This is a genomic window from Alkalicoccobacillus plakortidis (assembly GCF_023703085.1).
Lineage (GTDB): Bacteria > Bacillota > Bacilli > Bacillales > Bacillaceae_D > Alkalicoccobacillus > Alkalicoccobacillus plakortidis.
On record NZ_JAMQJY010000001.1, the window covers coordinates 611022 to 635414 of the forward strand.

Genomic DNA, 24393 nt, shown 5'->3' on the forward strand with positions numbered 1-24393 from the left:
TATGTTGAAAAGTACCTTATATGAAGTCATTGAAAACAAACGCCTGCAACTTCTTAAGGCGTCTCAATCAAATGACCTAAGTTCATCACATGTATTAAAAATCAGCCAAGACTTAGACTTGCTTCTTAACCAATATGACAAAGAGATAAAACGCACCTCTTACAGTTAACTGCTGTAGGGTGCGTTTTTAACTAGTTCGGTATAGCCTCTTTCCCTTTTTGTAGCTCGTACATATTTTTGTACAGACCGCCAAGTGTTAATAATTCCTCATGATTTCCACGCTCTACAACCTCCCCTTGATGGAGGACAAGAATATGATCGGCTTCTTTAATCGTTGACAAGCGATGGGCAATGGCAATGGTTGTCCGGTTTGCCTGCATCCGTTTTAACGCTGTTTGAATTATTTCTTCAGTTTCCGTGTCGATGCTTGCGGTTGCTTCGTCTAGTACTAGAATACTCGGATTATGTGCCATCGTTCTCGCAAAAGATAGTAATTGCTTTTGCCCACTTGATAGAGTTGTCCCTCTCTCCGTTACACCTGTTTGCCATTGATTAGGTAACTCTTTAATAAATGTATCTGCACCAACAAGTGTGCATGCCTCTATTGCCGCACTTTGTGACACTGTTGGACGGTTTAATGTGATATTCGTTTCGATGGTTCCACTATATAAAAACGAGTCCTGGAGTACTAAGCCTAATTTTGAACGGAGCTCTTCATTAGAGCGGTTAGAAATTGACTCACCATCAATCAAAATGTCACCCTCCTCCAACTCATAAAACCTCATTAACAAATTAACAATGGAACTTTTTCCACTACCACTATGTCCAACAAGTGCCAAAGTCTCTCCCTTGTTCACTTTAAAGGAAATATTCTTTAAGATATTGGATTTTTGATCATATGAAAACGTGACATTTCTAAATTCAATACTTCCTTCCGAAATCGGTATATTGCTCTCGCCTTTTTTGGTTGGTGCATATTCGTTATGATCCATCAAGGAGAATACTCGACCAGCAGATACTATCGCTTGCTGGTACATCGAAAGACGCATCATAATTTGATTAACCGGCTCAAAGAAACGGTCCAAGTAATTTACAAACGCATATAAAACACCAATTTCAATTGTTGTTTGTAACGATTGAACACCGAAAAATCCAAGCACAATAACGAGTGCAAGAATTGCCAGAATATCTACCATTGGTCGAAGCAACAATCCATCTACCTTCATTGCTTTTAATCCAGCAGACATATGTGAATCATTAACCTCTGCAAATTCTTTTCGTAGTCGTTTCTCCTGACGAAACATTTGCACAATAGTCATGCCTTGAATCGACTCATTCATCTTTCCATTTAATTGACTAAGTCTACCACTGAGATTCGCATAAAATTTTGCACTCATCGATCTATACACTCTCATTAATAAGAGGATTAAAGGTAAAAAGATCAGACAATAAAGGGCAAGTGTCGCATTTAAATAAAACATCGCAACAAATGTTCCAATTAGAAATAAAAAGTTTTGAACAAACACAGCAAGAACACTCATATAGAGCTCTTTAATAGACTCAGTATCGTTTGTTATTCGAGAAATCAATCCACCCTGGCGTCCTATCAAAAAAAGATAAGCCTAGTTTTTGTACATTTTTAAATACGTCCATACGTAAGGTTTGAATGATTTTTAATGCGATCTCTTGAAACATATAACCTTGAATATAAGAAATAATCACAGCCCCAAAGTGTAAGACAATGTAGGATATTGCAAGCCAAACAAGTGGAGATGTTGGAAATTGTCCAGGTGCAAGGTAGTCATCAATAAAAATTTTCACTAAAATCGGTCCAAGGAGCTCAGCACCAGTTGCCAATCCTAATAACAAAAGAGCAATGGTAATTTTGAATCGATGTGGTTTAATATAACGTAACAATCGAAATAAAATTTGTTTTTGGTCTTTACCTGTTAGAACACGATCCTCATGTTTCACTCATTAGCCCCACCTTTCTCAACCAAATTCTCAAGCTGCTGCTGAGTATACATTCTGCTATACCAACCTTTTGCTTGCATCAGCTCTTGATGATTCCCACATTCAACGATTTCACCAGCACTTAATACGATAATCGTATCAGCATGATAAATCGCGCTGAGTCGGTGTGCTGTTATAATATTGGTTTGATTTTGTCGATGTTCTCTCAGCTGACTCAAAATATGCTCTTCTGTCGCTGCATCTACTGCTGATAAAGAGTCATCCATTATAAGTACTTCGGGATCAACCAATAGAGCCCGAGCAATGGAAATACGTTGCTTTTGCCCACCAGATAAGGTAACCCCGCGCTCCCCTACTAATGTGTCATAGCCTTCTTTAAATGTACTAATGTCTCGGTGAATGCCTGCCAGTTTACAAGCATCTACAATTTGTTCTCTTGTCGCATTTGGTACAGCAAATGCGACATTTTCAGCAATGCTTGCCGAAAACAAAAAGTGCTCCTGTGGAACAATGCCATACATTTCTTTTAAACGAGTAATCTTTAGCTTCTCAATTGACGTATCTCCAATTGTTATGCGGCCATCTGCAAGGTCGTATTCCCTCTGCAACAATCGAAGCATCGTTGTTTTTCCACTTCCTGTTTTTCCGACAATACCTAATGTTTTTCCTTCATAGATATTCAGGTCAATTCCCTTTAGAGCAATTGACGCAGAACCTGGATATTGGAATGTATGAATATTGACTGAAATTGTTCCTGTTGCTTTTTTATCAACTGAATCTGGAAAATCCAAAATTTCATCGTCTTCAGCTAGAAGCTTTTGAATACGATCATAAGAAGCCCGCCCACGCTCCACCGTATTAAAAAACATACCAAGTGCAAGCATTGGCCAAATTAACAGTGATAGGTACACAGTGAAACTTGTTAGTTCACCAATCGTTAGCTCTCCATTAATAACAAACCTAGCACCAAATGCAACGGCAAGAAAATAACATATTCCTACAATTAGTGAAATCGTTGGTGAAAATAACGCATCAATACGAGCAACCTTCATATTTTTTTCACAACATCCAATGATTTTAATCTGAATTCCTCTGTCTCTGCCTCTTCTTGACCAAAGGCTTTTGTTACTCGGACCCCACTGATTACACTTTGAACATTATCATTTAATTCTGAAAATGACCCTTGTGCAACATGAAAACGCTTATGTAATAATCCACCATAATAATTTGTTAATATCGCCATAAGTGGCATCGGTGCTAACGTAATTAATGTCAGTTTCCAATCAATGACTATCGCCATCGTCAACACAACAAAGCCTCCCATTGTAAGGGAGTCAACAATTGTAAGAACCCCTTGACCTGCTGTCATCTGAACAGCACGAACATCATTGGTTCCATGAGCCATCAAATCTCCTGTTCGAAGCCTCTGATAAAATCGACTAGACATCTTTGTAAAGTGTTGATACAACTGATTACGTATAGTTCTAGCCAGCTGGATCGACGCTCCAAAAATCATAATTCTCCAAACATAACGTAATCCATATGTAATAACTCCAACCCCAATAAGTAAAAGAATCCAACCTGTGAGTGAATCGCTCGTTAAAGTAGAGTCATAAATTCCATCAACTACTCGACCAATCACATACGGTGGCACTAGCACCAGTATTGATACTAGAACTAAGACTATTATGCCAATAATATAAGCTTTTTTCTCTTCTTTAAAAAACCACCACAAATCCCGGTAAACTCTCATACACATTCTCCCCTTCAAAGCAGAAAACACCCCATATAGAGGTGCTTGCATCATTTATTTAGTTTGCTGCTTCTGCATCGCTTTCATCATTTGATTAATCTTTTTCTGGGATGGGTTTTGTCCCATTTGCATCATCATCACTCGTAACATTTGCTCGTTAATAGGCGGGTTCTTTTTCAAGTAAGACATCATTGTTTTACGTGCAATAAAGAATCCGATAGCCAATCCCGCAAGTACGGCTACAGTATAACCAATAATATGAATCCACATCTCGGTGAACGTCCTCCTTCAAACTAGATCAAACGTTCGGAACGAATCCGAACATACTCATCTATTATATCGCATAATGAGGCTCTTTAAAAGGACAGCTTTTCAAATTGAATGACTGTTTTGGAAAGCCTGTACTTTTTTTATCGGTCCAAGCCAGCCAAAACGTCGTTGTCCAACGTTTACCGCAAAAAAATACGTATTTAATTCCTTTAGTCGCTCAAAGAGTCTTGTCTCAATTTCCATTTTCCCAAAAGCCATCAAGAGCAGATGGTGATCTCGAAGTTTCACATCAACCCAACTACCGGATGGACTATGCTCCATTCGATACGTAGATACATTTACTTGTTCACTGCTTAAATAATGGTCTTCTTTTGATAAAATTTTCAGTAATTCCTTTGTTGGCAAAGGTTTAGTAATATACTCAACCTGTTTAGTCAGTAAGGGTTTTAGCGTATGATCAGCCTGAAATCGTTCACAAAATAAATTAAAAAGCTTAATTTCTTGCCCGTAATAACGATTCACAATCGCCTCATCTAGCAAATATAATTGATAGCTTCTCATCCTTACCCTCCTGTATTACGGAATTTGTGCTTAGTATACATGCTTCCGCTTAAAAAGGCTGTTTGTTAGTGTCGAACATTTCGTCGAGACTTGTCTAAAACAAAAAAGAGGCAGTCAATTGACTACCTCCATACAAATTCTTATTGAAGCAACGATTTAGCTCGTGCCACAACATTTTCAACTGTAAATCCATACTCAGCTAGAATTTCAGAGCCTTTACCAGATGCGCCAAAGCGGTCAATCGCAAGAATTTGTCCTTCATCTCCAACATAACGGTCCCATCCTAATGAGGAGCCAACTTCAATTCCTAAACGAGCTTTAATATTTTTCGGAATGACGCTGTTTTTGTATTCTTTTGATTGTGCTTCAAAACGATCCAAGCTCGGCATACTTACGACATTTGCAAGAATACCTTCTTTTTCTAGTTCTTTTTTCGCCTCAACAGCTAGTGCAACTTCTGAACCAGAAGCAAGAAGTAGAAGATGTGCTTCTCCATTTGCTTCATCAATCACGTACGCACCTTTTTTTGTTCCTTCGTACGCATTTTCAGCTGTTCCTTCAAGAGTCGGAAGGTTTTGGCGGCTTAATACAAGTGCTGTCGGCTGATCTGTTGATTCTAATGCTAATTTCCATGCAGCTGTTGCTTCATTTCCATCAGCCGGACGAATAATAGAAAGATTCGGCATTGCTCGTAGTGCAGCCAGTTGCTCAACCGGTTCGTGTGTTGGACCATCTTCTCCAACCGCGATACTGTCATGAGTGAACACATACGTAACAGGAAGTCCCATTAATGCAGCTAATCGGATAGCCGGACGTAGGTAGTCAGAGAAAACAAAGAATGTTCCTCCAAATACTTTTAATCCGCCATGTAACGCCATTCCATTAAGTGCTGCTCCCATTGCAAACTCACGTACACCAAACCAAATGTTACGACCATCGTACTGGTCACGACTGAAGTTATCTTGGCCTTTTAACGTTGTGTTGTTAGAACAGCTAAGTCAGCAGAACCACCAAATAATTGTGGTACGTTTTTAGCAAATGCATTTAATGCTTGTCCCGCAGATGCACGACTTGCCACACTTGTACCCACTTCATGAACGGGTGCATCTTTGTCCCAAGCCTTCAGGTAGTTTTCCAGCGATCGCTAGTTCATACTCTTTAGCAAGCTCTGGGAACTCAGCCTTGTAGCTTTCAAATAATTGATTCCATTCTTTTTCTTTATCAGCGCCTTCTTCAACCACACGAGCAAACAATTCAGCCGCTTCGCTAGGAATATAAAAATCGCCTTCGTAGTCCCATTTATATGCTTCTTTTGTTAATTTCACTTCATCGGCACCCAGTGGTGAACCATGAGAAGCAGATTTTCCTGATTTATTTGGTGAACCAAAACCAATTGTCGTTTTCACTTCAATTAAAGTTGGACGATCATCAGCCTTAGCCGATTCAATGGCTTCAGAAATCTCTGTCACATCATTTCCATCTTCCACACGAATCACTTGCAAGCCGTATGCTTTGTAACGATCTTCTACACTCTCTGAGAAAGAATGATGTAGATCTCCATCTAATGAAATATCATTAGAATCATACAGCACAATTAAACGGCCTAACTTCAGATGACCTGCAAGTGAAGCAGCTTCAGCCGAAATCCCTTCCATTAAGTCACCATCACCACAAATACTATAAGTGAAATGGTCGACAACTGGGAAATTTGATTTGTTATAAGTAGCTGCAAGATGTCTTTCAGCCATTGCCATACCAACTGCCATTGCAACACCTTGTCCAAGTGGGCCAGTTGTTGCTTCTACGCCTGGTGTATGACCATACTCAGGATGTCCAGGTGTGCGACTTCCTAGCTGTCTGAACTGTTGAAGATCCTTTAAGCCTAAATCATAACCTGTAAGGTGCAAGAGGCTATATAAAAGCATCGAGCCGTGGCCAGCAGACAAGACAAAACGGTCTCTGTTACTCCACTCTGGATTACCAGGATTATGATTCATAAATTTTGTCCATAAAGCAAAAGCCATTGGTGCAGCTCCCATCGGCATTCCTGGGTGACCCGAATTGGCTTTCTCAACACTATCAATAGACAATGTGCGAATCGTATTTATTGCAATATTTTCAGCATTTGTAGACATATGTATGTTCATCCTCCCGTAGATCATTATTTTCTTTTTTCTCCCTCATCATATACAATCTACATCAATTTCACAAGGTCAGACAACTATCAATAATAACAAAAAAAAGAACTAGTCTAAAAGCTAGTCCTTAATGAGTATTCCCGTTATTACGTTTTTTACTTTCCTTAAGTGCCTCAGGGGTCACATCCGTGCCTTCTTCATCAACAACCGTGACAGAATGTAACTGGTTTTTAAATGAATTTCTAAACCCTTTTAGATATTCCGCACGTAATTCTTTTTGTTCTTTTGCTTCTGAAAGTGTTAAGCCACTCTCCTTCGCCTTTTTAGCTAGTTGATTAATCCTGTTTAATTTATCTTGATGAAGCATCATAAACACTCACTTTCCTGAACATATCTTATGAGTGGTATGTTACCATGACTAATCGCAACCGGCAAATTCAATGCCTAATTCTTCTCATCTAGTTCGCGCTTTTGATTCTTCATATATTCCTGATATCTTCTATGAACGGTCGCTTTTGATAAGTTATACCCAAGCCCTTTTAATGTTGCAGAAATATCATAAAAAGCTAAGCCACGTTCCCGCAGACGGATAATCTCCTGAAGTGGGACATCTAGACGGTCTCTTCCTCCACCACCTAAACTGGAGAAATTTTGCTCAGGATGATAGCCTTCAGCCATCGCACGTCTCATTCCTCTTCTTATTTTAAGATTATGAAGCTTCCTTTGATATTCCTCAACAATTGAGACGATACTTAAAACCATTTCATCAGCTTCAGATAGTTGCATGCGGTCCTTATCTTGCAATGTATAAACCTGTATACCATATTTCTTTAGCTGATAAAGAAGAGCCATTCTGGCATGTCCTCTTGCTAGTCGTGTTTCATCTTGAATCACAAGGCAATCAAACGCCTTCTCTTTTGCTAAATCGAGAATCGTTAATAGTTCTTCTCGATCTATTTCATACCCACTTGCTTTTTCCTTTATTGACTTAACGAGAGTCCAAGCCCTTTTCTTCAACCATTAATGATAACTCTTGATGCTGTCTTTCAAGCGATGTTTGTTGTTCTTCTTTCTCCGTGCTTACCCTGCTGTAAATGATTACTCTATTCGTTGTCTGCACCATTAGTTCGTTCTCCACTGTTAAATTTATACGCATAATCTTGATTGCTTGTTCCATTGATTTGACCATTATCATATTCAGAATCTACAAACTGTTCTTGCTCTTGTTTCTGATCTTCTATGCCATCCACAAACTGATCATCACCAAATGAACCTGGAAGTAAAATTGTCAAATACATAAGACATAACGTACATACGGCTGCTCCAAGTAAAAAGAATTCCTGTCCTGTCCATTTCTTACTCATAACGCTCACCTCTTATAGAATGTTTGTTCGCCTTTTATATTAAAGGGAACATCCGTTTGTGTCAACATTTAATTTAGAACTTATGTTTGCGTTACATATGTTCGTATGGTACGATTTATCTATAAAGGAAACGTAAGAGGAGTGTACTGGTATGACAAAGCTTTCAAGACGTCAGGAAGAGATTCTTGGTTTTATAAAAGTAGAAGTCCGAAAAAAAGGCTATCCGCCATCCGTTCGTGAAATTGGAGAAGCTGTTGGGTTAGCATCTAGCTCTACGGTACATGGGCATTTATCAAGACTTGAAAAAAAGGGCTACATTCGTCGAGATCCCACTAAACCTAGAGCAATTGAAGTATTAGACCTTGAAGATATGCTAGCAGAAAACGAATCCCCAAAACGACAAGCAAGCTATGCACCAATTATCGGTAAAGTAACAGCCGGTCTTCCTATTACAGCAGTCGAGAATATAGAAGACTACTTACCTCTTCCTGAACATATGTCGGCTGATGAGAATACATATGTGTTAGTAATTGAAGGGGAAAGTATGATTGAGGCTGGCATCTACGACGGTGATATGGTCATTGTTCGTCAACAACAAACAGCAAACAACGGTGACATCATTGTTGCGATGACCGAGGACAACGAAGCAACAGTAAAACGCTTTTTTAAAGAAAAAGATCGTATTAGGCTCCAACCAGAGAATGCTTCAATGGATCCAATTATCTTATCTTCTGTGACGATCCTTGGAAAAGTCATTGGTGTATTCCGTACCATTCATTAAAAGTTGACAGTGAGACACCTCAAACATTAGATGTTTGAGGTGTTTTTATGTTTACTCATTTCTAGAGACTAATTCATGTATCTGCTCAATTTACGGTACGTGAAATTTAATGAATGAGAGTAATGTTATTCGGTTGGCGTTCCATATATACAACAAGTGTTTTCTATAGTACCTTGACTACCTGGGGCAAATCCACCTGCAGTTGCTAAGTCCTTGGAATTGAAAAGGATTCTAATAGGATACAAAGGGATGCAGACTGTAACAGGAATGTGTAAAGAATTTTTCATTTTTCATAGAAACGCGGAGAAATGGTTGAGAGTTGAGATAAAACATATATATCGACTTTTTATCTGTCTTTAGTGCTACTCTATTGATTTGCTCGGGGGCATCTTTTCATATGGTGCTCTATCGTTTCACTTTTGCCTTCTATCGTTTCAATCGGTGCTCCATCGTTTCAATTTGGTCTTCTATCGTTTCAATTGGTGCTCCATCGTTTCAATTTAGTCTTCTATCGTTTCAATCGGTACTCCATCGTTTCACTTTGGTCTTCTATCGTTTCAATCGGTACTCCATCGCTCCACTTTCCCCGAAACCACAGTCAAATCCCCAGCGTATATACACTGGGGGTAGCTTCTATCCTTTTACTCCGGTTAAGGCGATTCCTTCAATGATTTGGCGTTGGGCAAAAATGTAGATGACTAGAACAGGAATGACGGAGATTGTTGCTCCAGCCATCATTAATGGCCAGTCGGTTACGTATAAGCCTTTAAATGTTGCGAGTAATAGTGGCACCGTATAAAGGTTTTGATCACTCAAAAAGACGAGTGGTTGGATAAAGTTATTCCAAATTCCGATAAATGAAAAGATACCGAACGCAGCTAGTGCCGGGCGAACTAATGGCAAAATGATTTTCCAATAAATATATAGTGGGTTTGCTCCATCCATTACCGCTGCTTCTTCCATTTCTTTTGGGATACCCATGATAAATTGTCTTAGAAGAAAAACACCAAATGCATTAAACAGTGCGTTTGGTACAAGGATCGATAAATGACTGTTTACCCAGTTAATACTGTCCATAATAATATACAAAGGAATTAACGTCACTTGCATCGGCACCATCATTGTTGCCAAAAAGGCGATAAAGAGAAATCGTGAGCCTGGGAACTTAATTTTTGCAAAGGCATAGGCTGCCATCGAGCAAGTGAGTAATTGACTAAATACAACAACAAATGAGATATAGAAGCTATTAAAATATGCGCGACCAAATGGCATCGCATTTAGTGAATCCGTAATATTACTCCACATAAATGGATCTGGAATCCACACTGGAGGTACGGCAAATATCTGTTCAAATGATTTTAAGCTGCTTAATGCCATCCAAATAAAAGGGCCAGCCATGATAAGTGAACCCAATATGAGCGCAAAGTGTAGGGCAATTTTTGATGGTCTTAACTGAGATCCAGTCGCTGGTTTTAGCTTTCCTGGCTGTTTTTGACGTAGTGGTGTCCTACTTTCCTCCATCTTCATAATGCACCCACCTTCTTGAAACTGAGAATTGGATTAGCGTAAAAATTAAGATGATCACAAACAGGACCATAGCGGAAGCTGTACTTGGTCCAAAGGCAGAACGACCAAATGCAGTTTCATAAATGTGATACACAAGGGTATAACTTGCTTTACCTGGCCCACCTTGTGTCATGACGTATGCCTGATCAAATACTTGAAACGAACCAATAACGGACATAATGGCGACAAAAAAAGTTGTTGGTGATAGTAGTGGAAAAGTAATATGCAGAAATTTTTGGATGGATGTTGCTCCATCGATGTCTGCCGCTTCATAATAACTTCTAGAGATGCCTTGAAGCCCGGCCAAAAATATAACCATATTGGTCCCAAGACCCCACCAAATACTTAATCCTGCGATCGAGGGAAGGACTAGACTACGGTTTGTTAACCAGTTTGGTCCATCAATACCTATCATCGCTAAAAGCTGATTAATAAGTCCAATGTCACCATTTAATAACCACATCCAGATTACCCCAATGGAGACGGAGCTCGTAACAACAGGCATAAAGAAAAAGACTCGATAGACGGTTTTTCCTTTGACTTTGTTTAAGGCTAATGCAACTAACAGAGCTAGAGCAATACCAAGTGGGATCACTAATACAGAATAGTAAGCAGTGTTTACAAGAGCGGTGATAAAATTATCATCTCGGAACTGACCAATGTAGTTAGCTAAACCGACAAATTCACGCTCACCAAAGCCGTCCCACTTCATAAAACTTAGTCCAAAAGCAAATCCCAAAGGAAGAATCGAAAAGGCCAGCATGCCTATTAGTTGTGGGGCAATAAAAAAATACCCCCACCATTTTCGCTTAGAATCATTCATCAGTGGTTCCTCCTATTAACATGATCATTTGTAAAAGGAGCCAGAGCAATCACGCTGACTCCTCCGTGCTTTTTTATGATTCTTCAAGCATTTCTCTAGCAACATCAGCAGCCTTATCAATTGCTTCTTCTGGAGTTAGATCCCCAAGTAACATCACTTCATAAATGTCTTCAAGTTCTTTGTTTAATCCAGGCGCGGTAAATTCATAGCCAACTACTCGCCCGGTCTGTCGTGCGTCTAACAAGTATGAACCATGCTCTGGTTTATCTTGATTCACAACAACTTCATCAATGCCTTCAACGGATGGGACGGCATTCCCTTCACCATCTAATCTCGTTTCCTGTCCTAATTGAGAGGTGTAGAATGAGACAAATTCTTTGGCTTCTTCTACATGATCCCCTTTGGCATTCGCGCTCATGTAAGCGGTTGCAATATTAACGCTAGGTATTTCTTCATCTGTGTTTGTTGGCCATGGAATATAATCAAAATCAATGCTTGTTTCTAAAAACATAGGAGTTAACCATCGTCCAGCTGCTACCATTCCTACTTGGTTGGACATAAACATCGCGTCCATTCCTTGACCTTCAGGTAGTGTGCCGGCGAAGATAAAGTTTTTCTCACTAACCATTCGCTCTACAAATTCAAACGCTTCAAGTGTCAAATCGTTCTCATCAGCAACGATCTGGTTATCCTCTTCAAATAATCCACCGTTTGCCCATACCCAATTAATGATATTTCCGTGCCCGCCCTCTTGTACAAAGCCATATTTTCCGGCATCACGTAGTTCGGAAGTTACCTCTTCCATCGCTTCCCAATTCCAGTTACCTTCATCAAAATACTCTTGAGGCGACTTGATCCCCGCTTCTTCAAACATACCTTTGTTGTAATACATCAAAAATGGATTACAATCAACAGGCAGTCCATAGATTTGATCATCTTTTTGTGACGCCCCCCATAACCCGTCGGCAAACTCATCTGCTTTTACATGAGACGCGTCAGAGTTTAAAAAGTCATTTAACGGCTCGATCGTTCCATTTGAAATCAAAGTAGAAATATCCTCTGCCCCTACATAAAATAAATCTGGCGCCTGCCCACCTTGAAGCCTCGTGGTTAGCGTTTGAAAATAATTGTCATTCGGGATTCCTGTCAGGTCCACCTCGACGGTATCACTTTGTTCATTAAATGCATCTACAGCACGTTGATAAACCTTTAACTCTGCAGGGTTGCCCCATGCAGAGAAGGTTAATTCTACCTTGCCATCACCCGATGACCCTGAGCTTGAGCATGCACTCAGGGCGATTAAACCAACTGCCATTCCTCCTAGCACTAACACACCAGACCTTTTTTTCATGATGTACTCCCCCAAAATTTATTTTGTCCATCATTGGTACTTTGGTAAGTAGTCCCCATGAGCCTCTATTAGTTCATCACACATCGAAACAATATCATCAATAGATAACTCCGCTTTTGTATGTGGATCAAGTAAGGCGGCTTGGTAAATGTAATCTCGTTTTTTTGTGACTGCAGCTTCAATGGTTAGGAGCTGCGAGTGAATATTTGTATGGTTTAAACCAGCAAGTTGAAGTGGCAACTCGCCAACAAAGGTCGGAGTGATACCACTACGATCTGCAATACAAGGAACTTCTACCGTTGCTTTTGTTGGTAGATTAGTGATTAGGTTTCCAGTATTAAGTACGTTCCCACCGAATTTAAATACTTGATTAGTTTCAATCGCTTCGATAATCTGTGAACCATATTCCTTTGAACGTGTATGTGTAACACCTTCTGATGTGAGTGTTTTTTGAACCTTTTCCCAATTTGCGATTTGTTCTTCACAACGTCGCGGATATTCATCAAGTGGGATATTTAATTGCTCAATCAACTCAGGATAGTTTGACTTGATAAAGTATGGATGATACTCTGCGTTGTGTTCAGATGATTCGGTTACATAATAACCAAAGTGCTCCATTAATTTAAAACGAACCATATCGTGATGGCGCTCCTGTTGCTTTTCTAATGCTTTTCTTTTGATTTCAGGATAGAGATCTACTCCATCTTGTTTGACCTCGAGCAACCATGCCATATGGTTAATGCCTGCTATTTTTTCCTCGATCCGAGAATGGTCCATTCCTAGATTTTTAAATAGCTCTTTTGTGCACGCTTGAACACTGTGACATAGTCCTACAGACTTTACGCCGGAATGCTGTTGCAAGGCTCCCATAAGAGTGGCCATTGGATTGGTATAATTCATAAACAACGCATCAGGTGCAACATCCTCAATATCTCTCGCAAAATCTAACATGACTGGTATCGTTCTCAACGAGCGAAAAATTCCACCTATTCCAACGGTGTCTGCAATAGTCTGACGTAATCCATATTTCTTTGGAATCTCAAAATCAATCACCGTACTTGGTTTGTAGCCACCTACTTGAATAGCATTGAATACATATTTGGCACCTTGTAACGCTTGCTTGCGATCTTGATACGAGCGAATCGTAACATCTGCATCAAGTGCCTCTGCCAACTGTGTTAATAAGTTTTGTGATTCACTCATTCGTTTCTCATCAATATCATACAAAGCAAATTCAAATCCCTGTAGAGCTGGTACTAACATACAATCACCAAGAACATTTTTTACAAATACAGTACTACCTGCCCCAATAAACGTAATTTTAGACATTAATTATACCTCCATCATCATTTCGTTCTGTTAAGAAAAACAAATTATTGCTATACTAGCTATAAAATCATCATACAATGAAAACGCTTTCTTATATACGGTAATTAAATCTGTATGTAGGGTAAATTAGTTGCAACTGCATTCCATTTTCTCATTATAAATTGTTTTAATGGAGGTTAGGTTTATGCTAAATAAGAAGGACCTGCTCATGAATCAAATGTACGAATTTGATTTTAATCAATTAAACCACTTACCATCAGTGTTGCTAACAAACGTTGGCTTGGGAAACTCGTTCTGAGACTACCTATGATTACCATGGTCTCACCAGAAAGCACGATCATGGATTTTTAATTTTTCAATATACATTGTCAGGAGTAGGTTGTCTTGAGTATGGTGGGAAACAGTACCGTCTGCAAGCAGGCGATGCCTTTTTTGTGTCTGTGCCAAGTGATCACCGATATTACGTTCCGAGTAATGAAGAGCCGTGGGAATTTGTCTTTTTAACATTAGGGGGGCATGAAGCCGAGAAAATTTGGAGAAATATTGTGTCGGTAAAAGGACCGGTTACTTCAATTGGTCGAAACGAACCGATCATTAAGCTGTTGTTTTCAACGATTGAGGAAACGATGTCTGATCGCTTAGAGGATCCGTTCCAGGCTTCTTTACATGGTTATCAGTTTCTACTTGCTTGCATGAAGCATTTTTTATGTTATCGTGAACCAGAAACAGAACCTCACAGCTTTAGGCAGGCGATACGTTTTATCGAAGAGAACTACCATCAACCAATTTCACTAGAAGATATTGCAGAAAGTGTCCATTTATCACGCTATGCCCTACTTAGACTATTTAAACAACATGCGCAAACTACTCCTATCCAGCATCTCAATCAACTACGGATACAGCATGCATGCCGAATGTTAACGTATACAAATAAACCAATTAAGGATATTGCAGTTGAGATCGGTTATGCCAATGCGAATTATTTTAATAAAGCCTTTCGAAAAGCAATGGGCATGTCGGTTGGCACGTATAGGACGAATAATCGATAGGAACTCGGTGATTGGAAAGTCAGCTCAGCCATAAAAAGCCTCTTTGGAATGGATCCCGAGGCTTTTTCTGTCTAATTTTATATAGAGATCTTTAAATCCTTCACGTATTGAGCTGTTCCGCTAATGGCAATGGATAGCCCGGCTTCTTTCCTAGTCACATGTACGTGTACACGACCGTTTTTGCCGATCTCCTGTCCTTGTTCCACCATTAACTCATAAGGCTCATCGCCAGGTTTTATATACGTTGCGTAATAAGCACCCATTACCCCTGAAGCAGTTCCCGTTACAGCATCTTCAATGGTGCCAGAATACGGGAGGAAAAATGCCTAGCATGCATCTGTGCGTTTCGGTCAATGCTTTCCAAGCAAAATGGATGAATGGACACACGTGGCATATCCTCTAGTACATCTGGAAACTGGTTCTGTTGCGGTTGCATCCGTAAAAATGCGTCAAGTGACTTAATTGGAAGTAATAATGTCCAAATTCCCGTGCTTCCGTAAACAATCGGAAAACGTTCATCGATGTCCTCTTCTGTTAATCCAATGGCTCTCATAAGCAAGTGTTTATCCCCGTTAAATGGATGAAATTCAGGTCTTGCATGTTGCATTCGACATAAATGCTCACCCATCTGTATAGGCAAGATCCCTGCTTTTGTTTCGATTGTAAAAGTATCTGTCTTTGGAAGCAGCCCCTTATCCTGTAAAGCAAAACAAACAGCCATTGTTGCGTGTCCACATACATTCATCTCATGACCTGGTGTAAAATAACGAATCCCAAAATCTGCAGTTTTTGAATCGACGACAAAAGATGTCTCATTAAATCCGACTTGTTGTGCAATGTGCTGCATATCCTCATCCGTTAAAGAATCAGTATCAAGCACCACTCCAGCAGGATTACCTTTGTTTACTTCCATACTAAAAACATCCCAATGCAACACGCGTATCGATTTCATATAAGACCACCTATTCCTTAGAATGAATTGGTCCTGGCAATTCTAACTGATAAAACGCCAAATCCAAGCCATTTATCAAATTTATATCCTGCCTTCTTAATTGTGCCAGCATGTGTGAAACCAAAACGAGTATGTACAGCAATGCTATTAGTGTTTACTGCATCAATTCCTGCAACTAATGTCGCGTACCCTTCTTTTTTGGCAACGTCGATTAGATCACTTAACAACTTACTGCCAATGCCTTTTTTACGATAGTCACTATGTACATAAATCGAATGTTCAACTGTGTATTGATAAGCAGCATGTGGCCTGAAGGAACCAAAGGTCGCAAAGCCATAAATGATTCCATCCTCTTCGCCCTCAAATACTAAAACCGGGAATCCTGCCGTTTTCTTATCATCATACCACTGCTTCATCATCTCAAATGTATAAGCCGAATAATGATAAACGGCAGTAGTGTGTAAAATAGCCTCGTTATAAATCTCTAAAATCGCCTGTATATCTTTTTCCTCTGCAGATCTAATCATTCATTTACACTCCTTTATAAATAGGTGACATACGTTGTTTAATCCATTAACTCTGCTAAAACTGATTTAACTGAATTTGCTGTTCGAATATCACTAGCCAACATGCCATCCAATGCGATCGCTTTTGCGGCAATTTTAGCAGATACACCACTTATAATGAGTTCAGTGCCTAGTAACTTAAGTACGTCTCTTAATTTAATTAAATCTCTTAAAACCAAGTCATTAAAAGTTGTTAAGCCCGACAAATCAACAATAAGTGTAGTCATTTTCAGTTTTACTACTTGGGTTGTAGAAATATCAAAAATACGACTAAAACGCTCTTCATTCATCTCGCCGATTAATGGCAAAACAGCTATGTCTTTTACTAGCGGAACAATTGGACAAGCGAGTGACTTAATTTCTAAAAGAGACCGCTCATAACTTTCTTCCACCTCTCTTCTATAAGACACATCTTTTTGCACGCCAATAAAATATGATTTGTCTTCATCATCCATATGTAAACAATCAACTGATAAATTGTTCCAAAATGGTGTACCGTCTTTTTTATAGTTTAATAATTCCACAGTCACTGACTGCTGTTTTTTTATCGCATTTCTAAGTTTAGCTACTTCATCAGCATCAGTATTCTCACCCTGTAAAAAGCGGCAATTATGGCCGATAATTTCTTTTGGCTCATAACCCGTCATCTCAAAAAAACCTTGATTCGCATAAATGATTGGATTATCTTCTTGGTTTGGATCTGTAATAATGATACCTGCTCGTGTATGATTTAGTGCCTTAATCAAAAGCTTCTGATTTGCAAAGATCCTTTCCATGTAAACCCTCCGACGACATGTATTGAGTTACCATGTTATCATACCAAAATACGATTTGAATGAGAATGGTGGTCCTTTCCAGTGGTTTGATAGAGGGCACTTAAATAGAATAAAATTACATCAAGAGATTTATGTAGTTTAGGAAGAGATTTATGTAGTTTAGGAAGATGGATTGACTGTTAAGTCAGAAACTTCGGGGGTTAGCAAGACCGATTGGCGCTCCAGTCAGAACTTTAGAGGGTTACCAAGACGGATTGGCGCTCCAGTCAGAACCTTAGAGAGTTACCAAGACGGATTGGCGCTCCAGTCAGAACTTTAGAGGGTTACCAAGACGGATTGGCGCTCCAGTCAGAACTTTAGAGGGTTACCAAGACGGATTGGCGCTCCAGTCAGAACTTTAGAGGGTTACCAAGACGGATTGGCGCTCCAGTCAGAACTTTAGAGGGTTACCAAGAGAAACTTTGAAGGATCAAGAGGAGAAGTATTTTAGCAAGATTCACAAATTCTTTAGGCTACCTACTTCCCATTAAACGTTCTCCATGATGAGATAAAAACAACAATTAAACCAATTATCGCCACTCCAATTAATGATAGATGTAGTAGATTCATTTAAAATCCCCTTTCATATGATTGAAATAAGTTAATAGAAAAAATAATATCTTACATCGACATTAAATTATAAATTCCTGCACTTAAAGGTAATGTAAAAGTTAGCAGACCTAACATGAAATAGCCTACTTTGTGCGTCCATTTTTCTTCCTGCCATACGGCGATAATGGTGATCGTTAAAAATAGTAAACCTACATACAAAAATAAAACTGTTTCTGCAGACCCGGTAAGTGGGTGAGTGAAACTTTCAATTAAATACCACACCAGAAAAATCAACGCGAAGAATCGAGCTGTTTTATACAACCTAACACCCCCACCACTTTTATAACATATTAAGTACTATTTTCCTAGAAGGTTTGTGTACATTGTGCATTTAATAAGATTTCACGCACCTAATATACTTTCTATCCTTTCTATTTCAGTGCCTCCAAAAAACAAATGTCTTTTTTTGTCGAATGTGTAACAAAAACAAAAGACCGTGTTATAGTATGAAAGAACTATTACTTTTTGCGGAGGTATTTACTATGAATAATGTACTATTAAAAAGAGATCTAACTGGTGAACAACTTTCTATTGTCCAGTCTGAGTTAGATAAAAAGTCTAAAAGCAAGGTCATAATGTATCTATTGTGGTGGTTTACCGGTGGAGTTGGTGGACATCGTTATTATTTAGGTGATGTTGGTTATGCGATTGGAATGACTCTAACATTAGGTGGATTTGGTTTCTGGGCACTTATAGATGTATTTTTCATTGGAAAAAGATTAGAAAAGAAAACAGAGATTCTTGAAAGAGATATCATTGAAAATGTTAAAAATTATACAACTTCAAAAATAGCAAATTAAAAAGAACCATTTTTTGGTTCTTTTTTTTATTGAAATTATCTATATCTAAAGTGTTGAGCGGTCTAAATAATACGTTTCTAATTATTGATCTCTTTCCCTTAAACGGAGTTGTATTTTAAACTAATTTAGCTTGATGAAAAAAATGAGATAAATTCTTAGTTTAGTCTTACTGTGACAAAACTCAGGTGAACCAACTTACTTTTTAAGCTTTAATATAACAATAATGATAACGATCCAAAGTATAAGTGAGATAGGTATCGCATATATCAAACCTTTAAACAAGCCGCCTTTTTCTCTAACTGTAACCGCCTCCGACAAATATCTATACTGTTTTATCGGAAACATGAACACTATATTTAAATTAAATAAAACAATTAACAAGTGGCATTCCTTCATGTATTAGATTAGATTTACTTTTATTCCAAGTATAGTGATTTCAAAAGTTTAAGCCGACTAAATTAGAAGTTGCCTCCTTACATCTTTCAAATAGAATCTTTTCCTTTTTTACATTTAGATAAGGAATTAGGGACACATCGGGGGACATTTAATCTTACCCCTTCTAATATATTCAAAATCCTAAAATACAAATAAAACCCCAACACCCAAGGCGTCAGGGGTCTCACTTATTAATAAGTCTCTAAATATTGATCTCTTTCCCACGGGTGTACTTGCGTACGGAACATGTCCCACTCGATTTCTTTTGCTTCGATAAAGTGCTCAACTGCGTGCTCGCCTAGAGCATCAACGATCACTTCGTCGGTTACAAGTTTGTTTAGAGCGTCTTTTAATGTTGCTGGAAGGTCATTGATTCCTTCTTCAATACGCTCTTCTTTGCTCATCACATAGATGTTGCGGTCTGTTGCTTCTGGTGGAGTCATTTTGTTTTTGACTCCGTCTAGTCCAGCTGCAAGCATTGCTGCAATAGCTAGGTATGGGTTAGCTGCTGGGTCTGGGCTACGTACTTCAATACGTGTGCTGATACCACGTGATGAAGGGATACGGATTAATGGTGAGCGATTACGCATCGACCATGCCACGTAAACTGGTGCTTCATATCCAGGTACTAAACGCTTATACGAGTTTACAATTGGATTCGTTAGGGCTGTGAATGCTTCTGCGTGTTTAAGAATTCCTGCAAGGAACTGCATAGCTGTTCTACTTAGCTGAGACTCCGTATTTTCGTCGAAGAACACATTGCCTTTTTCATTAAATAGTGACATGTTGCAGTGCATACCTGATCCATTCACACCAAATAGTGGTTTAGGCATAAAGGTTGCATGCAGTCCGTGCTTACGAGCAATCGTTTTAACAACTAGCTTAAATGTTTGGATATTATCACACGTTGTGATGGCATCCGCATATTTAAAGTCAATTTCATGTTGTCCTGGAGCTACTTCGTGGTGAGATGCTTCAATTTCAAAGCCCATGTCTTCAAGCTCAAGCACGATATCACGACGGCAGTTTTCACCTAGATCTGTTGGAGCTAAGTCAAAGTATCCACCTTTATCATTTAACTCAAGGGTAGGTTCCCCTTTTTCATCATTCTTAAATAGGAAGAATTCAGGCTCTGGTCCAATGTTAAAGTCCGTGAAGCCAAGCTCTTCTGCTTGCTTAAGAACACGCTTTAAGATTCCACGTGGATCGCCTTCAAATGGAGTAGGTTCTTCACCTGGTTTACCTGGTTGGTAAATATCACAAATCAAACGTGCTACTTTCCCTTTTTCAGGTGTCCACGGGAAGACAACCCATGTATCTAAGTCTGGATATAGATACATATCTGATTCTTCAATACGAACAAAACCCTCGATTGATGAACCATCAAACATCATCTTGTTGTCTAATGCTTTTGGAAGCTGATCAATTGGAATCTCAACGTTCTTAATGGTTCCTTGCAGATCAGTGAACTGCAAACGGATAAAACGAACGTTGTCCTCTTGAGCAATGCGTGTAATGTCTTCTTTTGAATATGATGACATAGTATGTACCTCTCCTTTATTCGAATGGATTTATAGGAAGAACATCTGCTTAAGGCATAGTTCGACTTATTTTTATATTTTACTATTTATATTCCCTATCTCTCATCCTACTAAACGTCTGTCCAATCGTCAAATTCTGAATCTTCTAGTTTTTTGTAGGGTTTATTGCATCTAATGCTTGCATCACTGCGATCTTCACATGCTCGTAGGTTAATCCGCCTTGAACATATGCTGTGTAAGGTGGACGGATTGGACCATCCGCAGTTAATTCAATACTAGCCCCTTGTATAAAAGTACCAGCTGCCATAATCACATCGTCACTGTAACCTGGCATAAATCCAGGTTGTGGCGTTACATGTGCATTAATGGGTGAGGCTGCTTGAATTGCCTGACAAAATGTAATCATAGCTTCTGCATTCGGAAAATGCACCGCTTGAATCAGGTCTGTCCGTGTTTGATTCCACGCCGGTGTTGAATGGTAACCTGCAAGTTCCAACATGGCCGCTGTAAAAATCGCTCCTTTTAAAGATTGAGAGACTACATGCGGGGCGAGGAAAAAGCCCTGATACATCTCAAGCAAGCTGTATAAGCTTGCGCCTCCTTCTGCACCTATACCTGGAGCAGCTAAACGATAGGAGGCGAGCTCAACATATTCTGCTTTGCCCGCAAGGTAACCACCTGTTTTTACAAGGCCACCACCTGGATTTTTAATGAGTGATCCTGCGATTAAATCAGCGCCAACATGGCAGGGTTCCAATTCTTCGACAAATTCTCCGTAACAATTATCAACAAAAATGACGACATCTTCTTTGATACTGCGAACATACTGAATCATGTCTTCTAGTTCTTTAATCGTGAAGGATGGTCTGTTCGCATAACCACAAGAGCGTTGGATACCAATCATCTTTGTATTTGGATGAATAGCGTCTCTCACAGCTTGCTTATCTACTTGCCCGTCATCTAATAAAGGAATCGATTGATAGCTAATTCCAAACTCCTTTAATGATCCTTTTCCATTGCCACGTATTCCGACAATTTCTTCAAGTGTGTCATAAGGTGCACCAGTAATGTAGACTAATTCATCCTCTGGACGTAATACGCCAAATAATGCCGTCGCGATGGCATGTGTGCCTGAAATGATTTGTGGTCGAACAAGTGCCGCTTCTGCTCCAAAAACGTCTGCATACACTTTTTCTAACGTATCACGTCCCGCGTCATCATAGCCATATCCCGTAGAAGGAGTAAAATGAAAATCTGAAACCTGATGCTTTTTAAACGATTCCATCACTCTAAATTGGTTGTGAAGTGCAACCTCTTCAATTTGTTGATGCATGTGTTTAATTTGTTGCTCTGCTTTTGCAGCAAGAGTTTGTATATACTCTGGGTTCTGTAGATTCATGAAGTTCTACTCCTGTTCTTGTTCACTTGCTTGTAATACGGTGGCTAGTGGGCTATCTGATTTCACAAAACCTGATGCGTTATAGCCATTTTTGTCTTCATCCCACTCAAGACTTGTGACAATTGTATTGGTTTTAATTGTCGATAGTAACTTGCCATTAGACGGTTCAATCTCAACTTGATAGGCAAGCATTTTTTTAATTAATTCACGCTCAATTTGACCAGACAATAAATCTACATCCTCCGGCTTATAGGCACTCATCTCAACAGATGGGTAGCTGTGATCTGGATAAAACGCACCAGTTCTTTTTTCTTCTTTATTATATATGAGTAGCTGCGGGATATGGCCTACATCCAACTCTTTGATTAGTTCTTGTACGGTGTGTTGATGTTGCTCGTATTCATCATGTGAGCTATCCACTACGTGTAGAATCAAGTCAGCTTCTGCTAATTCTTCTAATGTCGACCTGAACGCTGCAATAAGTGATGTTGGCAGATCGCGTATAAAACCTACTGTGTCAGACAAAATGACCTCTAAACCGGATGGCAGACGAAATTGTCTTGTTGTTGGATCAAGCGTTGCAAACAGCATGTCCTCTTCTAAAATAGCAGACTCTGTTAAGCGATTAAGCAATGTCGATTTTCCGGCATTTGTATAACCTACAAGAGCAATTTGAATCACATGATTGTGCTTACGACGCTCGCGATAGCGTTTTCTATGTTCAACAACCGTTTTTAATTGGCGTTCAATATCCGTCATTCGGCGTTTGATATGTCTACGATCAGTTTCAAGCTGTGTTTCACCCGGACCCTTACTTCCAATTCCGCCACCTTGTCTAGATAAGGCAAGCCCTTGACCTGCTAATCGAGGTAATAAATAACTCAACTGCGCAAGTTCAACCTGAAGCTTACCCTCTCTTGAATCTGCACGTTTAGCAAAAATATCTAATATTAATTGTGTACGATCTACCACGGTCACACCGGTTTCTCGGTTCACATTTCGAACTTGTCCTGTCGTCAATTCATCATTAAAGACAATTAAATCCGCTTCAAGTTCCTCTGCTAGTGCAGCTAGCTCGTCCACTTTACCGGCACCAATATAAGTAGATGGTTCTACTTTTTTACGATTTTGCGTTAAGGTTGCAATAACCTCTCCGTCTACTGAGCGAACAAGACCATCTAGCTCTGTCATCGACTGCTCAAAACTTGCTTCATTCCCGTCGAATTGGCACCCCACTAGGATGACCCGTTCTTTTTTATTTTTATCTGTCAATGTCCATTCTTCCTTCCTTACACACGTAAGAAGCAGAATGTCACTCTGCTTCTCTTGTTCAATCAGATTGTCACTCTTTAGAGTTTATCATGAGTCTCGTAAAATTTGAAATCCTCAGCTGTTAACGAGATAAGTGCTTGTCGTTCATATAGATGATATTTCATTAAACGGACAGCCTGATGCCTAACTGCTTTTTCAATTAAATTACGCATATATCGACCATTACTAAATGTTGCTTCATTCTCTACACGTATATGCTTAATATGATCACGCACTAATTGTTCTGCATCCTTACTGAGTTGATAATCCCGTTCCCGAGCCATACCATGTATCATTTCCATTAATTCCTGTGTTGAATAGTTAGGAAAGTCGATTGTAATTGGAAAACGTGACGGTAGCCCAGGATTTAGAGAGAGGAAATGGTCCATTTCTTTTGAGTAGCCAGCGAGGATCAGGATAAAATCATGTAATTTGTCCTCCATACCTTTTACTAGCGTATCAATTGCTTCCTTCCCAAAATCTTTTTCTCCGCCTCTGGCAAGCGAGTAAGCCTCATCAATAAATAACACTCCACCACTCGCCTGTTTAATAAGATCTCTTGTTTTTTGTGCTGTATGTCCGATGTATTCTCCTACTAAATCTGCCCGCTCTGCCTCAATAAAATGTCCTTTAGATAACACTTTCATGTCATGAAAAAAACGCGCAATTACCCGAGCGACTGTTGTTTTACCCGTTCCAGGATTTCCTTTAAAAATCATGTGTAACACTTGTTTATTTGTTTTTAGGCCCTGTAGCTCTCTACGTTGATTCATGTACAGCCAGGCATAGATCTCCTTAACGAGACGTTTTACTTCATCTAAGCCTACATATTGCTTTAATTGCTCCTCAAATCGAATTAAGGTATCATGCGTTTGTTTTTCTTCTTCTGTCTGTAACCAATCATCAGTGCTAATGCCTTGAGCCTGTTGGTTTAGAACAACATTTATGCGCGCATTTTTCTTCACATTTGTTGGGTGATTCATCACACATCCCCCTTTATCAT

General features: G+C 39.3%; 18 protein-coding genes and 6 pseudogenes. 4 read left to right on the forward strand and 20 right to left on the reverse strand.

Going from position 1 to position 24393, the window contains the following annotated elements:
* Nucleotide 1 precedes the first annotated feature (1 nt).
* A complete protein-coding gene (locus NDM98_RS03370; protein WP_251604629.1) occupies nucleotides 2-169 on the forward strand; it encodes an aspartyl-phosphate phosphatase Spo0E family protein in 168 nt (55 codons plus the stop codon).
* Nucleotides 170-191: 22 nt separating this feature from the next.
* Here the strand turns inward: NDM98_RS03370 and NDM98_RS03375 are convergent.
* The 8 genes and pseudogenes from NDM98_RS03375 to NDM98_RS03410 form a co-directional block, all read right to left on the reverse strand.
* Nucleotides 192-1974: pseudogene (locus NDM98_RS03375) on the reverse strand (ABC transporter ATP-binding protein).
* A pseudogene (locus NDM98_RS03380) lies at nucleotides 1971-3727 on the reverse strand (ABC transporter transmembrane domain-containing protein). The pseudogenes NDM98_RS03375 and NDM98_RS03380 overlap by 4 nt, the downstream one beginning before the upstream one ends.
* A gap of 54 nt (nucleotides 3728-3781) precedes the next feature.
* On the reverse strand, nucleotides 3782-3997 hold the full coding sequence (locus NDM98_RS03385; protein WP_088105199.1) for a YneF family protein: 216 nt from the start codon (nucleotides 3995-3997) through the stop codon (nucleotides 3782-3784).
* 102 nt (nucleotides 3998-4099) lie between these two features.
* Complete coding sequence (gene sirA / locus NDM98_RS03390; protein WP_251604630.1) at nucleotides 4100-4558, reverse strand: sporulation inhibitor of replication protein SirA; 459 nt, start codon at nucleotides 4556-4558, stop codon at nucleotides 4100-4102.
* A 140-nt stretch (nucleotides 4559-4698) separates the two neighbouring features.
* A pseudogene (tkt, locus tag NDM98_RS03395) lies at nucleotides 4699-6693 on the reverse strand (transketolase).
* 130 nt (nucleotides 6694-6823) lie between these two features.
* Nucleotides 6824-7063 carry a DUF896 domain-containing protein gene (locus tag NDM98_RS03400; protein ID WP_251608908.1) on the reverse strand — a complete coding sequence of 80 codons (240 nt, stop codon included), beginning with the start codon at nucleotides 7061-7063 and terminating at the stop codon, nucleotides 6824-6826.
* A 77-nt stretch (nucleotides 7064-7140) separates the two neighbouring features.
* Nucleotides 7141-7819: pseudogene (locus NDM98_RS03405) on the reverse strand (YneB family resolvase-like protein).
* Nucleotides 7800-8060 (reverse strand): hypothetical protein, encoded by a 261-nt coding sequence (locus NDM98_RS03410; protein ID WP_251604631.1) that lies wholly within the window; start codon nucleotides 8058-8060, stop codon nucleotides 7800-7802. Before NDM98_RS03410 ends, NDM98_RS03405 begins: the two are co-directional and overlap by 20 nt.
* 151 nt (nucleotides 8061-8211) lie before the next feature.
* Here NDM98_RS03410 and lexA point away from each other — a divergent pair, with 151 nt between their 5' ends.
* Nucleotides 8212-8841, forward strand: a complete 630-nt coding sequence (gene lexA, locus NDM98_RS03415; protein WP_251604632.1) for a transcriptional repressor LexA — start codon at nucleotides 8212-8214, stop codon at nucleotides 8839-8841.
* 633 nt (nucleotides 8842-9474) lie between these two features.
* Here lexA and NDM98_RS03420 read toward each other — a convergent pair.
* The 4 genes from NDM98_RS03420 to NDM98_RS03435 all read right to left on the reverse strand — a co-directional run bounded on the left by NDM98_RS03420 (nucleotide 9475) and on the right by NDM98_RS03435 (nucleotide 13910).
* The gene (locus NDM98_RS03420) at nucleotides 9475-10368 is read right to left on the reverse strand and encodes a carbohydrate ABC transporter permease (protein ID WP_251604633.1); all 894 of its coding nucleotides are present in this window, start codon (nucleotides 10366-10368) and stop codon (nucleotides 9475-9477) included.
* The gene (locus NDM98_RS03425; protein ID WP_251604634.1) at nucleotides 10349-11230 is read right to left on the reverse strand and encodes a carbohydrate ABC transporter permease; all 882 of its coding nucleotides are present in this window, start codon (nucleotides 11228-11230) and stop codon (nucleotides 10349-10351) included. Before NDM98_RS03425 ends, NDM98_RS03420 begins: the two co-directional genes overlap by 20 nt.
* A gap of 73 nt (nucleotides 11231-11303) precedes the next feature.
* Nucleotides 11304-12581 (reverse strand): ABC transporter substrate-binding protein, encoded by a 1278-nt coding sequence (locus NDM98_RS03430; protein WP_251604635.1) that lies wholly within the window; start codon nucleotides 12579-12581, stop codon nucleotides 11304-11306.
* A gap of 30 nt (nucleotides 12582-12611) precedes the next feature.
* On the reverse strand, nucleotides 12612-13910 hold the full coding sequence (locus tag NDM98_RS03435) for an alpha-glucosidase/alpha-galactosidase (RefSeq protein ID WP_251604636.1): 1299 nt from the start codon (nucleotides 13908-13910) through the stop codon (nucleotides 12612-12614).
* Nucleotides 13911-14185: 275 nt separating this feature from the next.
* On the opposite strand from NDM98_RS03435, the gene NDM98_RS03440 reads away from it, so the two are divergent.
* Nucleotides 14186-14959, forward strand: a complete 774-nt coding sequence (locus NDM98_RS03440) for an AraC family transcriptional regulator (RefSeq protein WP_251604638.1) — start codon at nucleotides 14186-14188, stop codon at nucleotides 14957-14959.
* A 77-nt stretch (nucleotides 14960-15036) separates the two neighbouring features.
* Here NDM98_RS03440 and NDM98_RS03445 read toward each other — a convergent pair.
* The 4 genes and pseudogenes from NDM98_RS03445 to NDM98_RS03460 all read right to left on the reverse strand — a co-directional run bounded on the left by NDM98_RS03445 (nucleotide 15037) and on the right by NDM98_RS03460 (nucleotide 18165).
* A pseudogene (locus tag NDM98_RS03445) lies at nucleotides 15037-15911 on the reverse strand (PhzF family phenazine biosynthesis protein).
* A 10-nt stretch (nucleotides 15912-15921) separates the two neighbouring features.
* Nucleotides 15922-16438, reverse strand: a pseudogene (locus tag NDM98_RS03450) (GNAT family N-acetyltransferase).
* Between the two features lie 38 nt (nucleotides 16439-16476).
* On the reverse strand, nucleotides 16477-17253 hold the full coding sequence (ytvA, locus tag NDM98_RS03455; RefSeq protein ID WP_251604641.1) for a YtvA family blue-light photoreceptor: 777 nt from the start codon (nucleotides 17251-17253) through the stop codon (nucleotides 16477-16479).
* A gap of 660 nt (nucleotides 17254-17913) precedes the next feature.
* On the reverse strand, nucleotides 17914-18165 hold the full coding sequence (locus NDM98_RS03460) for a hypothetical protein (RefSeq protein WP_251604643.1): 252 nt from the start codon (nucleotides 18163-18165) through the stop codon (nucleotides 17914-17916).
* Between the two features lie 221 nt (nucleotides 18166-18386).
* On the opposite strand from NDM98_RS03460, the gene NDM98_RS03465 reads away from it, so the two are divergent.
* Nucleotides 18387-18704, forward strand: coding sequence for a TM2 domain-containing protein (locus tag NDM98_RS03465; protein WP_251604645.1), 318 nt, complete (start codon nucleotides 18387-18389; stop codon nucleotides 18702-18704).
* A gap of 626 nt (nucleotides 18705-19330) precedes the next feature.
* On the opposite strand, the gene glnA is transcribed toward NDM98_RS03465, so the two are convergent.
* From glnA to spoVK, 4 genes are all read right to left on the reverse strand, one after another.
* The gene (gene glnA / locus NDM98_RS03470; RefSeq protein ID WP_251604647.1) at nucleotides 19331-20680 is read right to left on the reverse strand and encodes a type I glutamate--ammonia ligase; all 1350 of its coding nucleotides are present in this window, start codon (nucleotides 20678-20680) and stop codon (nucleotides 19331-19333) included.
* 145 nt (nucleotides 20681-20825) lie between these two features.
* Entirely contained in the window at nucleotides 20826-22079 is a 1254-nt protein-coding gene (locus tag NDM98_RS03475) for a methionine gamma-lyase family protein (protein ID WP_251604649.1), read from the reverse strand.
* A 6-nt stretch (nucleotides 22080-22085) separates the two neighbouring features.
* Nucleotides 22086-23351, reverse strand: coding sequence for a GTPase HflX (gene hflX / locus NDM98_RS03480; protein WP_251604651.1), 1266 nt, complete (start codon nucleotides 23349-23351; stop codon nucleotides 22086-22088).
* Nucleotides 23352-23428: 77 nt separating this feature from the next.
* Nucleotides 23429-24373 (reverse strand): stage V sporulation protein K, encoded by a 945-nt coding sequence (gene spoVK / locus NDM98_RS03485; protein WP_251604653.1) that lies wholly within the window; start codon nucleotides 24371-24373, stop codon nucleotides 23429-23431.
* Nucleotides 24374-24393 lie beyond the last annotated feature (20 nt).